The 14,276-nt window shown below is 68.7% G+C and carries 13 protein-coding genes; 6 read left to right on the top strand and 7 right to left on the bottom strand.

The annotated features are described in order from the left end of the window. From EYQ95_RS26605 to EYQ95_RS18565, 4 genes are all read left to right on the top strand, one after another. On the top strand, window positions 1-1,002 hold a 1,002-nt coding region (locus EYQ95_RS26605; protein ID WP_343142667.1), incomplete at its 5' end, for an OmpA family protein. A 243-nt stretch (window positions 1,003-1,245) separates the two neighbouring features. Continuing rightward, window positions 1,246-1,467, top strand: coding sequence for a YdcH family protein (locus EYQ95_RS18575; RefSeq protein WP_132329084.1), 222 nt, complete (start codon window positions 1,246-1,248; stop codon window positions 1,465-1,467). 105 nt (window positions 1,468-1,572) lie between these two features. Then, window positions 1,573-2,949: a pyridoxal-phosphate dependent enzyme gene (locus EYQ95_RS18570; RefSeq protein WP_132329082.1), complete on the top strand. Its 1,377-nt coding sequence runs from the start codon at window positions 1,573-1,575 to the stop codon at window positions 2,947-2,949. 235 nt (window positions 2,950-3,184) lie between these two features. Next, window positions 3,185-4,351, top strand: coding sequence for a cystathionine gamma-synthase (locus EYQ95_RS18565; protein WP_132329080.1), 1,167 nt, complete (start codon window positions 3,185-3,187; stop codon window positions 4,349-4,351). On the opposite strand, the gene EYQ95_RS18560 is transcribed toward EYQ95_RS18565, so the two are convergent. From EYQ95_RS18560 to EYQ95_RS18530, 7 genes are all read right to left on the bottom strand, one after another. Further along, on the bottom strand, window positions 4,348-5,085 hold the full coding sequence (locus EYQ95_RS18560) for a sulfotransferase (protein ID WP_165924783.1): 738 nt from the start codon (window positions 5,083-5,085) through the stop codon (window positions 4,348-4,350). The two genes, EYQ95_RS18565 and EYQ95_RS18560, sit on opposite strands and share 4 nt — an antisense overlap. An 11-nt stretch (window positions 5,086-5,096) precedes the next feature. Next, window positions 5,097-5,864, bottom strand: a complete 768-nt coding sequence (locus tag EYQ95_RS18555) for a hypothetical protein (RefSeq protein ID WP_132329076.1) — start codon at window positions 5,862-5,864, stop codon at window positions 5,097-5,099. A gap of 83 nt (window positions 5,865-5,947) precedes the next feature. After that, window positions 5,948-6,868 carry a glycosyltransferase family 1 protein gene (locus tag EYQ95_RS18550; RefSeq protein ID WP_132329074.1) on the bottom strand — a complete coding sequence of 307 codons (921 nt, stop codon included), beginning with the start codon at window positions 6,866-6,868 and terminating at the stop codon, window positions 5,948-5,950. Then, window positions 6,865-8,019 carry an ABC transporter ATP-binding protein gene (locus EYQ95_RS26400; protein ID WP_165924782.1) on the bottom strand — a complete coding sequence of 385 codons (1,155 nt, stop codon included), beginning with the start codon at window positions 8,017-8,019 and terminating at the stop codon, window positions 6,865-6,867. The genes EYQ95_RS18550 and EYQ95_RS26400 overlap by 4 nt, the downstream gene beginning before the upstream one ends. Before the next feature lie 142 nt (window positions 8,020-8,161). Further along, window positions 8,162-8,887: a bifunctional 2-polyprenyl-6-hydroxyphenol methylase/3-demethylubiquinol 3-O-methyltransferase UbiG gene (locus tag EYQ95_RS18540; RefSeq protein WP_132329072.1), complete on the bottom strand. Its 726-nt coding sequence runs from the start codon at window positions 8,885-8,887 to the stop codon at window positions 8,162-8,164. After that, complete coding sequence (locus tag EYQ95_RS18535) at window positions 8,884-9,888, bottom strand: RimK family alpha-L-glutamate ligase (protein WP_132329070.1); 1,005 nt, start codon at window positions 9,886-9,888, stop codon at window positions 8,884-8,886. Before EYQ95_RS18535 ends, EYQ95_RS18540 begins: the two co-directional genes overlap by 4 nt. Before the next feature lie 80 nt (window positions 9,889-9,968). Further along, a complete protein-coding gene (locus tag EYQ95_RS18530; RefSeq protein WP_132329068.1) occupies window positions 9,969-11,456 on the bottom strand; it encodes a hypothetical protein in 1,488 nt (495 codons plus the stop codon). Between the two features lie 339 nt (window positions 11,457-11,795). Here EYQ95_RS18530 and EYQ95_RS18525 point away from each other — a divergent pair, with 339 nt between their 5' ends. Both EYQ95_RS18525 and EYQ95_RS18520 read left to right on the top strand, forming a co-directional pair. Then, entirely contained in the window at window positions 11,796-12,614 is an 819-nt protein-coding gene (locus tag EYQ95_RS18525; protein ID WP_132329066.1) for an ABC transporter permease, read from the top strand. Beyond that, on the top strand, window positions 12,604-14,274 hold the full coding sequence (locus EYQ95_RS18520; RefSeq protein WP_132329064.1) for a GspE/PulE family protein: 1,671 nt from the start codon (window positions 12,604-12,606) through the stop codon (window positions 14,272-14,274). Before EYQ95_RS18525 ends, EYQ95_RS18520 begins: the two co-directional genes overlap by 11 nt. The last annotated feature ends 2 nt before the right edge of the window (window positions 14,275-14,276 follow it).

Here is a 14,276-nt window from a genome sequence, read left to right as displayed (position 1 = left end):
ACGGTCCCGGCATCACCCGACCATCCCGCCGCGGCGACCGCATCGCATGCCCAGCGTCGCGATGAGGTCGCGCAGCTGCAGGCGCGCCTGGGCGCGGAGGCCGCCGCCGACCTGCCGCTGCCGCCGCGCCCGGCGGGCGCCGGCCCGCACGCCGCCCGCCTGCAGGCGCTGGCCGCCGACCCGCGCCTGAACAGCTTCGCCACGCTCGAGCGCTGGCAGGCCCAGCAGGCGGTCGACGCCGTGGCCAATGCCCGCAGCCGTGAGCGCGCCGAGGCCGAGGCGATCGCCGAGCGCCGCGTCCAGGCCGCCGAAACCGCCGCCTGGGCGCAGGCCGTGGAGCGCGACGCCGAGCGTCTGGAGCGCGAGGCCCGCGACCTGCAGCTGGAGGCCACCCGGCGCGAGGCCGCCGAGGCGCGCGCCGAGGCCGAGCGCCTGCGCATGGAGGCGCAGATGCGCGCCGAGGAGGCCGAGCGGCTGCGCCAGCAGGCCCTGGCCGAGGAGCAGGCGCGGCAGCAGGCCGAGCAGGCCCTGCAGGGCGCGGCGACCGAGCAGGCGGCCCGGCTGTCGGCCGCCCGCGAGAAGGAGCTGGCCCTGGCACGCCAGGAGGCCGAACTGGTGGCCGGCGCGAAGCTGCCGCCGGTGCGCCGCACCGAGCGCGGCGAGGTCTTCACCCTGGCCGGCGATGCCTTCGCCTCCGGGCAGTCCAGCCTCACCGCGGGTGCCGCCGCGAGCCTCAAGGCGCTGGCGACCTACCTGGAGCTCGCGCAAGCCGGTGCGATCCGCGTGGAAGGCCATACCGACGCGCAGGGCGACGCCCAGGCCAACCTCGCCCTGTCCGAGCGGCGCGCCGCCGCCGTGCGCCGGGCGCTGGCCGATGCGGGCATCCCGGCGGCCCGCATCGAGGCCGTGGGCCGCGGCGCCGCGCAGCCGGTCGCCGACAATGCCACGGCGGCGGGGCGGGCGAAGAACCGGCGCGTCGAAATCGTCGTCCAGACGAAATAACGCTTTTCGATCAAGAGCTTAACGTGCAGGTCACGGCCGCATGAATGCCGCCGCGACCGGCCGTCGGTCCTGTGCGGGCAGTGCTTGCCCCGTCCCCGGCGCGGGAGTACGGTCGAGTCGAGGGTGCGCACCCGCACCCGCATCAGGCCGGATCCCGGCCGCCGGCACCGCCCGCGGTCGCGGCACGGCCATCACCGTCCCCGGCGGTCGATGCCGCCGGGCTGCGCTGTCGAGGAGGTTTGCATGTTCGAAGAACGGTCCGCGGACGAGCTCGAGTCCCTGCTCAAGTCCAACCCCGAGTTCAAGCAGCTCTACCAGCAACACAAGGAACTCGACCGCCGCGTCATGAACGCTGAGCTCGGCATCAGTCCGGTCGACGACCTGACGCTGGGCCAGCTCAAGCGCCAGAAGCTCGCCGCGAAGGACCGCCTGGTCCGAATGGCCGATTCCATCAGTCTGCACTGAGGCACCCACGTGCGCGCGCCGTCGCCGCCTGCGGGTGGCGATGGCGCGGCGGGCGGGGGCGGGCACCCCGCTAGAATGGCGCGATTCCTGCCGCACGGATCCGCCATGCCCATCCACCAGACCGTCCTCGAGCTCATCGGCCGCACGCCGATCGTGAAGGCGCAGCGACTCGACACCGGCGTCTGCGAGCTCTACCTCAAGCTCGAGAGCCAGAACCCCGGGGGCTCGATCAAGGACCGCATCGGCCTGGCGATGATCGAAGCCGCCGAGCAGCGCGGCGACATCAAGCCCGGCGACACCCTGGTCGAGGGCACCGCCGGCAACACGGGCATCGGCCTGGCGCTGGTCGCGCAGCAGAAGGGTTACAAGCTCGTGCTCGTGGTCCCCGACAAGATGAGCCGCGAGAAGATCTTCAACCTCAAGGCCATGGGCGCGCAGGTGGTGCTCACCCGCAGCGACGTCGCCAAGGGCCATCCCGACTACTACCAGGACATGGCCGCGCGCATCGCCGCGGAAACGCCCGGCGCCTACTTCATCAACCAGTTCGGCAACCCGGACAACCCGGCCGCGCACGAGTTCGGCACCGGGCCGGAGATCCTCGAGCAGATGGCCGAGGTGGGTGGGCTCGACGCGATCGTCTTCGGCTGCGGCAGCTCCGGCACGATGACCGGCCTGTCGCGCTGCTTCGCCGCGAAATCGCCGGCCACCGAGCTGATCCTCGCCGATCCCGTCGGCTCGATCCTGGAGGAGTACATCAACCGCGGCACGCTGTCGGAGAAGTCGGGCAGCTGGATGGTCGAAGGTATCGGCGAGGACTTCCTGCCGGGCATCTCCGACTTCTCGCGCGTCAAGAAGGCCTATGCGATCTCCGACAGGGAGAGCTTCCTCACCGCGCGCGAGCTGCTGGAGAAGGAGGGCATCCTCGGCGGCTCGTCGACCGGCACCCTGCTGGCTGCCGCGCTGCGCTACTGCCGCGAGCAGACCGTGCCGAAGAAGGTGCTGGTCTTCGTCTGCGACACGGGCAACAAGTACCTGTCGAAGATGTACAACGACTACTGGATGCTCGACAACGGCTTCCTCGAGCGCGAGAAGACCGGCGACCTGCGCGACCTGATCCTGCGCCCGTATTCCCAGCGCGACACCGTCGTGGTCGGTCCGAAGGATCTGCTGGTCACCGCCTACCAGCGCATGAAGCTCTACGACGTCTCCCAGTTGCCGGTGATGGACGGCGAGGAGCTGATCGGCATCGTCGACGAGTCCGACATCCTGCTGCACGTCTACGGCGACGAGCAGCGCTTCCGCGACCCGGTCTCGACCGCGATGGTGAGCAAGCTCGACAAGGTCGACGTGCGCTCGCCGATCGAGGCGCTGCTGCCCGTGTTCGACCGTGGGCACGTGGCGATCGTGATGGACGGTGCTAAGTTCCTGGGGCTGATCACCCGGATCGACCTGCTGAACTACCTGCGACGCCGCGTGCAGTAGCGGCCCGGACCCGCGGCGCGGCGCGGCGCGGCCCGGACATGCGCCAGGATGCTCGTCCACCTGGCCACGTCGGCGCCGACGCCCGCCCGGCCTGCCGACGCGCCGTGCCGGCCGATGTGCGCGTCCGTCGACGCGGGCGTGAAGAGAAATTCTCGCGCCCGGCGGGTGTCGGGCTGAACCGGTGGCGGCGTCGGGCGATGCTAAAATCCGCGGCCCCCCAGAAGGACCCGGGTCGATGCAGAACGACGACAAGCGCTACGGGCTCGGCACGCTGGCGATCCATGCCGGCCAGTCGCCGGATCCCAGCACCGGCGCCGTCATGACGCCGATCTACGCCACCTCAACCTACGTGCAGTCGAGCCCCGGCGAGCACCAGGGCTTCGAGTACTCGCGCAGCCACAACCCCACGCGCTTCGCCTACGAGCGCTGCGTGGCGGCGCTGGAAGGCGGCACGCGCGGCTTCGCGTTCGCCTCGGGCCTGGCGGCGACGTCGACGATCCTGGAGCTGCTCGACACCGGCAGCCACGTGATCGCGATGGACGACGTCTACGGCGGCACCTACCGCCTGTTCGAGCGCGTGCGCCGTCGCAGCGCGGGCTTGGACTTCAGCTGGGTGGATCTCACCGATCCCGCCGCGTTCGAGGCCGCCATCCGCCCCGAGACGCGCATGGTCTGGATCGAGACGCCGACCAACCCGCTGCTCAAGATCGTCGACATCGAACAGATCGCGGCCATCGCCCGCAAGCGCGGCCTCATCGTGGTCGTCGACAACACCTTCTGCTCGCCCGTGATCCAGCGTCCGCTGGAGCTTGGCGCGCACATCGTCATGCACTCGGCGACCAAGTACATCAACGGGCACTCCGACATCGTCGGCGGCCTTGCGATCGTCGGCGACGATGCGGAGCTGGCCGAGAAGATGGCATTCCTGCAGAACGCCGTCGGCGGCGTGCAGGGCCCGTTCGACAGCTTCCTCGCCCTGCGCGGCCTCAAGACGCTGCACCTGCGCATGCGCGCGCACTGCGAGAACGCGCTTGCGCTGGCCGAGTGGCTACAGTCGCATCCGGCGATCGAACGCGTGATCTACCCGGGCCTCGCCTCCCATCCGCAGCACGAGCTGGCCAGGCGCCAGATGCACGGCTTCGGCGGCATGGTCACGATCTTCGTGAAGGGCGGGCTCGAGAACGCCAGGCGCTTCTGCGAACGTACCGAGCTGTTCGCGCTGGCCGAATCCCTGGGTGGCGTGGAGAGCCTCGTGAACCACCCCGCGATCATGACCCATGCGTCGGTGCCGCCGGAGCGGCGGGCGCAGCTGGGTCTGTCCGACAACCTGGTTCGACTCAGTGTAGGTGTCGAGGACCCGAGCGACCTGCGTGCCGACATCGGGCGCGCGCTCGGCGGCTAGAAGCGGATGCCGTAGCGGCGCGCCAGCTCGCGCCGCTCGCGGCGGAACAGCCAGCGCACGAAGCCGCTAAGCAAGGGGCCGGGAGCCCGGTAGCCTCCCTCGAACACGGGCGCGACGTCGATAGGCGAGCGTGGAGGTGGAAGGCCGAGGAAGTCGAAAATCTCCTCGAGACAGCTCTGCGGAGCACGACGAAGCCGGTCGCTGCGCAGCAGCTTGACCTGCGCGGCCGGGAAGTGGGCATGGATGGCATCGAGCTGGCGGACATAGTCGCCGCGCAGGCGGTAGCTGTACGTGCGTAGTGGCGACCGGTCGCTGAAGTCGTCGCCATGCCCGCTCAGGCGAAAGCGTTCGAGCAGGAGTGCGGGCAGCAGCGGCCAGTGTTCGAGACCACGCCTGCGCTCCATGTTGAAGTGCGAGATCGCGCGCTCGGCGGGATCACGCAACAGCAGGATCCAGCGCATCTGCGGGTTGTAGCGCGCGATGCGTTCCACCAGCAGAGGATGCAGCATGTATATCGGCGTCGCGTCGCCATGCACGCCACCCGGCGGCTGGCCAGCGAAGTGAGGCGCATACGCGGCATCGACGCGCGCGACGTCCCATGACTCGTCGAATGATGGAGCATCGAACACGTGTGCTTCCTTGCCATGGGGCAGGCGAACGTCCGGATGCTGCGCCATATAGCGGGCCAGCGCGGTGGTGCCGCCCTTCTGTACGCCGCCGATGACGAACTGCACGCGGGGGGGGCTCACCGGGGCCGAGCCTCCCGAAGCCGGTCGCAGGCAGTCTCTACTGCCTCCCGTGGGTACCATGCCTGCCACGCCCCCTGACTGGCGGCCAGCGCGTCCAGGGCCTCGGCAAGCCGTCCCTGCGAGTGCGCGTAGAGCGGGTTGGCGTTGCGGTTGTCGAGCGCCGGCAATGCGCCCGGCACGAGGCCGGTACGGTCCACTAGCGCAGCGCCTCGCGTCGCCACGACATCCTCATAGCGTATGACGTGCGAAGGATCGAGGTGCCTCGAAAACGCGGAGAAGAACCAGTCCAGAACGATCAGCTGACGGCGCAGGCAGTCCGGCTCCCGTTCGAGGCGCGCGCGAAGCAGGGGGTCGAAGTGCTCGCCTGCCGGCACGCGGCCTTGGGCGACGGGTAGTTCGACCGAGTGCCAGGAGGCCAGAACGGCCGCGGGATTGCGAACGATCGCGAACGCTTCGAATCTCGCCTGCAGCCAGCGAAGCAGCGCCGTGAACGCGGCATTGTGCTTGACGATGAGCGCGAACCCGGGGGGCGGCGCATCGACCCGGATCCACCCGGGTTCTGCCAGCAGTTCGCGACGGCCGTCACTTCCGCGAGCTCCAAACGGGTTGTCGGGTACATGTCCGGATCGCTGCTTGCTCGGCGCGCGTCCCGTCGCCAGAAGGGAGGCGCGTGCCGAGCGGAAGAACGCCTCCACTTCGCTCACGGCGGCCGGCGGGTTGTCCGCCGGAAGACGCATGACCTCGATGGGTTCGAACAGGCTCACGGCGCCGGGGCAGGTCCCGAGCAGGCGGCACGCCAACGTCGTGCCACCACGGGGCACTCCCGTAAGGACGATGTCGCGCCCCATCAGCTGCGCCACAGCGCGTCCAGATCATCGAGCACACGGTGGAAAGCCGCGCGCTCGCGCTCGAGATCGAAACGGGCGGCGGTGGCGGTGGCGGCGCTGATCAGGCGCCCACGCAGCGCTGCGTCGTCCAGCCGGGCGACAGCCTGACGGAGTGCGTCCAGCTCCAGGCGAGGTGCCAGTGCGTTGACCCCGGGTCGCAGATACGCGCGGTTGCCCACGCAATCGGGCACGACGGTCGCGCAACCCAAGGTCATCGCTTCCAGCGCCGGAAGGAAGAACCCTTCAGTAGGGAAGGGCAGCGCCACGGCGATTTCCGCCCGTGCCATGCGTTCGAGGAAGGCTGCGTGCTCCACCCAGTCCACGCAAAGGTCCACCGACCTGCCCTCGGCCCGCAGTGCGTCGGCCAGGTCCCGTCCTATTGCCGGCTGCTTGGCGGCGGCGATGAAGACGTGCCGGGGCTGGCGGTCGCCCCGAGGCATCCGGTCGGGTAGACGCAGGCCCGCATCGATCACGAGTACCGGGCCATTGACCTCGCCGGTCGATGCAATCGCTTCGGCCACCGGCGAACTTACGCAGATCCGAATGGCGCGTCGTCGAAGGAAGCGCCGCAGCGGTTGCGTCGGATCGGCATGGCGCACGTGCTGGACGAGATTGATCACCGGCGGCGTAGCGGCGTCGCCGTGAAGTGCCAGCCAGTCCATGCCGCCAATGAAAAGGGCCGCTGCACCCGATGGCCGCCAGGCCGTCTCCGCGGGCACGCCTGCGTGGCGCCATGGATTGTCGACGTCGATGCTCTCCGGCGTGAACCAGATGCGCGGCTGGAACCCCGGATGCGCGCGCGCATGCATGAAGTAGTCGAATACCTTGCCGTGGCCGCCGCTGTAGCCGCGGAAATCCCGGTGGAACAGGAGGTCCCTCATGGCGTGCGGACCTCGATCTCCATCGGTACGGGAAATAATCCGGTGAACATCGCCCGGCAGTCGTCCACGATCTCGAACGACAAGGTCCCCTCCTGCCGCGAGAGAACCGTCGTCTGATCGAGGGATGGCGCGTCCACGACCCGCGTGCGGATGCGGTAGACGCCCTGCTGGAACGAGGCATTCAGCCGCAACGTCACGACATGCGTCCGCGCATGCTCGGCCGGCAGCGCGATGCGTCTCCCGGTCAGCTGAAGGCCCTTCCCGTCCATGATGTCGACGATCAGCCCCGGACTTGAGATGGACGCGTCCAACTGCACGCGGAATTCGAGTTCGACGGAGTCGCCGTGGCGAAGCGTCGCATGGGTCGCGCCATTGATGCTCGCTGCGGTCACCCGCGCATTGCAGGTGCCATAGCCGTCATCGAACCGTTCGATCGCGGCGGCGTAGGGCCTCTGCTCCAGCGCCTTGCGGTGGATGCGCAACAAGTACTCTGTGATCACTTCATCGGGCAGTCCTTCCGTGACGATCCTGCCGCGCTCCAGCAGCATCGCACGGTGGCAGAATGCCTTCACGGCGTTCAGGTCGTGGCCCACGAAGAGCAACGTCGTACCGCGCCCGAGGATCTCCTCCATCTTCGCCATGGCCTTGGCCTGGAAGGCGGCGTCGCCGACCGCGAGTGCCTCGTCGACGATGAGGATGTCGGGTTCCGTGTGGACCTGCACCGCGAAGGCCAGGCGCACCACCATGCCGGAACTGTAGGTCTTGACCGGTTCATCCACGTAGTCGCCGATGTCGGCGAATGCGATGATGTCTTCGAGCACTGCGTCTATGCGAGCGCGCGGAAGGCCGAGGATCGCTGCATTGATGTAGATGTTCTCGCGCCCGCTGAGCTCGGGATTGAACCCGGAACCGAGTTCGAGGAGGGCTGCGACGCGGCCATCGACCTCAACGTGCCCGGAGCTGGGAGCCAGTACGCCGGCGACGATCTGCAGCAGTGTGCTCTTGCCGCTGCCGTTCAGCCCGATGATCCCGAGTGCTTCGCCGCGCGGCAGGGTGAAGCTGACGTCCTGCAGCGCCTGGTGCACATGCAGGCGCGTCTGCGCCCGGTGCTTGAGGTGGCGGGCGGCCCCTGGCGCGATCGGCTCGATCATGCCTCCAAGGCGAAACAGCAGAGGGGCCGCCAGGCGCGCTGCCGGGCTGGGCCACATCCGGTAGGTCTTGCTGACATGTGAAACCGAAAGCGCGGGAGCGCTGGACACCATCGTAGCCGGGTTCCGAAAGCCGGCGGCAAGTCTAAGGCACCGGGTCGCAGGGGCGGATGTCGACGTAGAGCAGCCGCCACTGCAGCGCCACGCCGTGTGGCTGCCTCTCGATTCCGATCCGTGCCAGCGCGTCGAGAAGCTGGGAAGAAGAGCACCCGCGCAGCCCGAACAGCGCGCCGCAAAACGCGAGCATCTGGCCTTCGTCGTCGAAGTGCCAAGGGCAGTCCACTTCTTCCACCCGTGCCACGCTGCGGCGCATGGCGGGCGGAAGGGGCAGGGCGTCGGGGTCGAGGTACCGCCCCTCATGGCCGGTCTCGTTGAAGCGTCCGACGAACCCGTCCAGGAACCGGGCGATGTCAGACCCCGCGCGTACGTCGGCGACATGCAGCGTGCCCGACGGAGCGGCGTGCGCCGCCAGGCGGGCCACGAAGCCGGGTTGGTCGTCGATGTGGTGCAGAGCCGCCAGGCAGACGACATGGTCGTAGCGGCCCAGGTCCCAGGCGCCGGGGCCCAGCACCGGCGTCATGGCGTCGAAGCCTGGCGTGAGTTCGCGCTCGGTGACGTCCACCCCGCGGGGCAGGTGGGCCTTGAGGTAACCGCCGCCGGCCGGCAGGTCGAGCACCGACTGGCCCGGCGATACCGCGAACCGGTCGAACGCCCTGAGGAACTCCAGGCGGCGTGCCGCCGGTGCCGCACGCATCGCCGCGTGGTACAGGTGCCCGCGGACCCGGAAGATGTCGGCGTAGTCGAGGTTCACGACTGCCCACCCGGCGCCACCCAGCGCGCAGGGTTCTGCAGCAGCCTCAGCAGGGAGTCCAGGATGCGGCTGATCGGCCGGTCCCAGATGTTCGGCGACGGGGAGGTGTTGCGCAGGATCTGCATGCAGGGGTTGGCTTCGAACAGCAGTACCGTGCCGTCCGGACGCAGGCTGCAGTCGATGCCGAAGTAGTCGAGCCCCAGGCGCTGCCTGACCGCGTGGACCACGGGTTCCAGCCGAGGTCGCCAACGCGCATCGAACCCATCGAGAAACTCGGCCTCTTCCTCGAGCGACTCGTGGTCGCGGTCGGCGGCATGGAGCAGCCAGTGCGGCGCCCTCACGCGGTGGCGCGCGAACAGCCCGTCGCCGACCACGGCCAGACGGACCTTGCGATGCAGCCCGTCGGCATCGGCATAGTCGACGAATTCGGTGAGGTACATCTCGCGCCCACCCCACGGGATCGCGTGCAGCGGCTCCGAGTCCCCGGGCACATCGAGCTTCACCATGGACAGCCCGCCATGATCGCCTGCGATGCGTGCAATCAGGGGGTAGCACAGATCCGCGGCCGCGGCCGCTGCATGCAACTCGCGGGGGTGCCGTGGCGTGACGCGTATGGTCCGGGGGACCTGAAGGCCGTCGATGCCGGCAAGAAGCGAGGCCACGCCGTCGCGGGTGGCGCGCTGCACGTTCGCCGGAGGATTGAAGCAGGGCAGGCCGGACGCCTTATGCAGGGCCGCCGCGCCGCGGAGGGCTGCACTGCACCGATCCTGGTCGCCGATGTGGTTCACGAGCGTCCGCGGAAGGCGTTCAGGATGCAACCGGACGTGGAAATCCGGCCCCAGCAGGGCGACCTCGCAGCCGGGAAGTACCGGTGCAACCTCGCTCAGGAACGATGCCGTGCCCGTCGGAATGTAGGCGGGTCCCTGTGTACGCCTGGAATAGAGACAGAGCACCCGGCGGTCGTCCGGGATGCCGTTCAGGAAAAGGTAGTCCGTTGCCATGCCATGTCCGCGGGTCGCCACAAAAAAGGAGGGCGGCCGAAGCCGCCCTCCCCCATTACATCAGCCACCACTCGCGCCGATCAGAGCGGAGCCGGGCCCGGGTTGCCGCTCTCGAACAGGTCATTCAGCACCTGCTCGCCACGCGTGTCGGCGTCGGTGAGGTTGGTCACCGTACCGTCGGTCGCGTTGCGGTTCAGGCTCTGGACCACCATGCCCGAGAACTCGCCCGTGACGAACAGGCGCCACTTGCCAGCACCGTCGCCGAGCGAACCCGTCAGACCCTTGGCGGCGTTGCCGTTCTCGAGGTCTTCGGAGTTGATCTGCATCGACTTCAGGGCGTCGAGGTTGAACGACACCGGACCACGCTGCACGCCGTTGTCATCGATACCGACGATGCTCACGCGGCCCGAGGTCTCGCTCTGGTTGATGACGCGGACGAACGACTGCGCCGTCGAGTTGCCGGCCGGGTTCACGTTGTAGACGCGAACGACCGAGCCGTTGTACTGCAGCGGCAGCAGCGAGCAGGCCGCACCGGTGACCGCCGGGACGCCCGTGCGCTCGAAGGTGGTGCGGACCGACACGTTGGTCGCGTCGATGACGGTGTCGTTGCCCGGAGCGACCTGGGCGCAGAGCGACAGGCGGCCACCGGTCGCGGTGAAGCCGGCGTCGGCGGCGGTGTACTCGAAGGTCGCCGTGTTGGTCGCCGTGTCGATGTCGGCAACGGCGCCGATGGACGTGGCGCAGTTGTCGTCCGACAGGTACAGGGAGTTGCCGGCCACGTCGAACGCCGAGAAGTCGCCCGTCACCACGGTCGTGAAGGCGTCGGTGCCCGTGTATGCGAACGAGCCGAAGGACGCATCACGCGTGACGACGATCTCGCCGAGGTCGGCGGTGTCCTCGTCCAGCATGCCGATCTCGCCCGTCGACGAGAAGTACGTCTTCGAGCCCTGGGTCTCGTCCTGGCCGACGTCGATGCGGACATCCGAGTCGCCGTTGGTGGTGTCGCAGCCCAGCTGGACCGGGTTGCCCGACTGCAGGAGGACCGTCGTATCCGAGCCGATCTCCGTCGCACCGACCGGGTCGATGAAACGGGCGATACCCGTGATCGAATTACCCGAGGTCTGCAGCGAGGACAGGCCGCGCAGCTGGACGTTGGTCAGGTTGAAGATCTCGCCCGGCTGGATGCCCGGGACCGGGCTGGTGCTCGGCGGCTGCACCGCGAAGACGGCATAGGTATTGTTGGCGCCACCGGCGGCAAGAACGACCGTCCAGCCGGCCGGCAGGTCGGCACCCGGATTAATGGTCGGGTCGGCGTTGAACACGCCAGCCGACAGCTCGACGCGCACGTTGAAGCCGGTGGTACGGGCGACGATGTTGTCGAGGTTGTCGACCTCGATGTTCACCGCTTCCGTCATCGTGATGACAGTGGTGTTGCTGGTGATGTCGGCGGTCGCGACGCGCTCGGGGACGTCGTCGTCGTTGGTCTGGATCGTGTACGCCGTGGCGGCGCCCGCCAGGCTCAGGCCAGCCACGAGGGCGACGGCGAGAGCGTTCTTCTTCATGGACATTTAGGTTTAGCTCCTGTCAGGAATTGTGAAGCCGAGTGCGCAGCTGAACTGGTTGCCCGCATTCCGCCTGGTACCAGGAGGCGTTCCGCCTGGGCTACCAGTTGTCTCAGGCCAAGGTTTCAGGGTGAAGAACGGCCCAGATCGCTCTGGATACTCTCCCTGTTCCCGGAGACGCTCAGACCACGCGGAGGCGAAATTAACCCAGCGTTCAAGGTCCGTCAATGAAACATACGTGAACGGTTGCTGTACATCGCGGGCCACCGGCTGGCCCGTCCCGGCGGTGGCTCGCGGCGCCGGGATGTGCTGTCTACACTTGCCGGCCGCCCGGAAAACCCCTGCATGAGCGACCGACGCCCGCCTGTGCTGCTGCCATCGCCCTGGCCGCAGCGCGACCTGATCCGCGTCCTCACCCGGAGGGAGCTCGCAGGACGCTACCGCGGGTCGGTGCTGGGCCATGCCTGGGCCGTGGTCACTCCAGTCGCCATGCTGGCGGTCTACACGCTCGTTTTCGGAGTCGTGCTGCCTTCCCGGTGGCCAGGCGCGGGCGACAGTGGCGGGCTGGCCGTCTTCGCGCTCCGGCTGCTGGCTGGGTTGCTGGTGCACGGGCTGCTTGCCGAGGCGCTCAGCCGGGCGCCGCAGCTGGTGATTTCGCAGCCCAACTACGTAACGAAGGTGGTGTTCCCTCTCGAGGTCCTGGGCTGGGTGAACATGCTGTCCGCGGCTTTCCATGCGGCCGTCGGCATCGTGGTGCTCGTGGCGGCGAATGGCATCTGGGGTGCGGGCATGGCCTGGCCGCAGCTGGCGCTCCCGCTCGCCCTTGCACCGCTGTGCCTGCTGGTGACGGGGCTCGTCTGGATCTTTGCCGCGCTGGGCGTCTACGTGCGCGACCTGGGACAGGCGACCGGGCCCCTGTTGATGGTCGCGATGTTCCTGGGCCCGGTGTTCTACCCACGCGAGGCAATGCCCGGCCCCCTGCAGCCCTGGCTGCTCCTGAATCCGGTGACGGTGCCCGTGGAGCAAGCGCGAAGGATGCTGTTCGAGCACCAGTGGCCGGCGTGGGACGCGCTCGCCGGCTATGCGTGCGCCGCTTTACTCATATATGTATGCGGGTTGGCGCTGTTCTCCATGCTGAGGAAGGGGTTCGCCGATGTCATCTGACCTTCGTCGACTTGGAGATCTGCTGCTCGAAGGCGGGCTCGCCGGGGAGGCCGATATCGAGCGTGCAGCAGCACTGCAGGCGCAGGTCGGTGGGCGCATCGGCAGCGTCCTGACCCGACTTGGCGCGGTGAGCGAGGACAACCTGCTGCAGGTGCTCTCGACCCAGCTGGAACTGCCCGTGGCAGGGCAGCAGCCGCCACTCCCCGACGTCGCCGCGATCCGCGAGGCCGCCGCGCGCGTGCCGGCCGGAGTGGACTGGCTGCTCGACCAGCAGGTCGTGGTCTGGCAGGAGGGCGATGTGTTCTGGTGCGCGGCACGCGATCCGCTGGCGCCGCCACTGCGCGATGCCATGCGCCTGGCGTGTCCTGGCCTCGACGTTCGGTACGCGCTGTGCCGGGCCCAGGATCTCGAGCGCCTGCTCGATGCGCTGGGTCGCGAGTCCACCGGCGCAGCGGCGGGCGATGTCGAGCATCTGCGCGAAATGGCCGAGGAGGCTCCGGTCGTCGAACTGGTGAACAACCTGCTGGCGCAGGCGGTGGAACAGCGCGCGTCCGACATCCATCTGGAACCCGAGGAGCGCCAGTTCGTCGTCCGGTTCCGCATCGACGGTGTGCTGCACTCGCGCCTGAACCTGCCGCGCCAGCGTTTCGACGCCGTGGCGTCCCGCCTGAAACTGATCTCCGGCATGGACATCGCCGAGCGACGGCTGCCGCAGGACGGACGCCTGTCTGCCCGTGTCGGCGGCCAGGACATGGACATCCGCATGTCGGCGCTTCCTGGCGTGCACGGCGAGTCGATCGTGATGCGCCTTCTGCCCAAGGAGCGCCGGGAGCTGGGTCTGGAGCGGCTCGGCTTCGAGGCCGACCACCTGCGCATGCTCCGCGAGTGGACTGCGGAGGCGCACGGCATCGTGCTGGTCACGGGGCCGACCGGTTCAGGCAAGTCGACCACGCTGTACGGCGCCCTTGCCGCGGCCAATGACGGACTCAAGAAGATCATCACGGTCGAGGATCCGGTCGAGTTCCAGTTGCCGGGCATCACCCAGATCCAGGCCCATGCCGACATCGGGCTGACGTTCGCCAACGCACTGCGCTCGATCCTGCGGCAGGACCCGGACGTCATCATGATCGGCGAGATCCGCGACCTGGAGACGGCGGAGATCGCGGTACAGGCGGCTCTCACCGGCCACCTGGTGCTGTCGACGCTGCATACCAACGACGCCGTGAGTGCATTTACGCGCCTGGTCGACATGGGAGTGGAGCCCTTCCTCGTCGCGACGCCGGTACGGGCGGTGCAGGCGCAGCGCCTGGTGCGCCGCCTGTGTTCCTGCGCCCGGCCGGCCACGGCATCCACGGCGGTGCACGAGGAGGCATCCCGCATCGTGGAGCGCGTGCTGGGGAATGCCGCGCCGGCCAGATGGCAAGAGCCTGTCGGCTGTCCGGCCTGCATGGGCACGGGTTATCGCGGCCGACTGGGCATCTACGAGATGATTCCCGTCTCCGACCGCATGCGCCAGCTGATCGTCGAAGGCGCGCCGGCGAGCGACATGAAGGCGCAGGCGCGGGCCGAGGGACATCGTTTCCTGCGGGAAGACGGGTTGCTCAAGGCCTGGCAGGGCCTCACGACCGTCGAGGAAGTGCTGCGCGTGACCGGTACGTAAGG

The organism is Lysobacter sp. N42 (assembly GCF_004344885.1).
The sequence above is the reverse complement of the archived record's forward strand: the minus strand, read 5'-3'. Positions and strand labels throughout refer to the sequence as shown.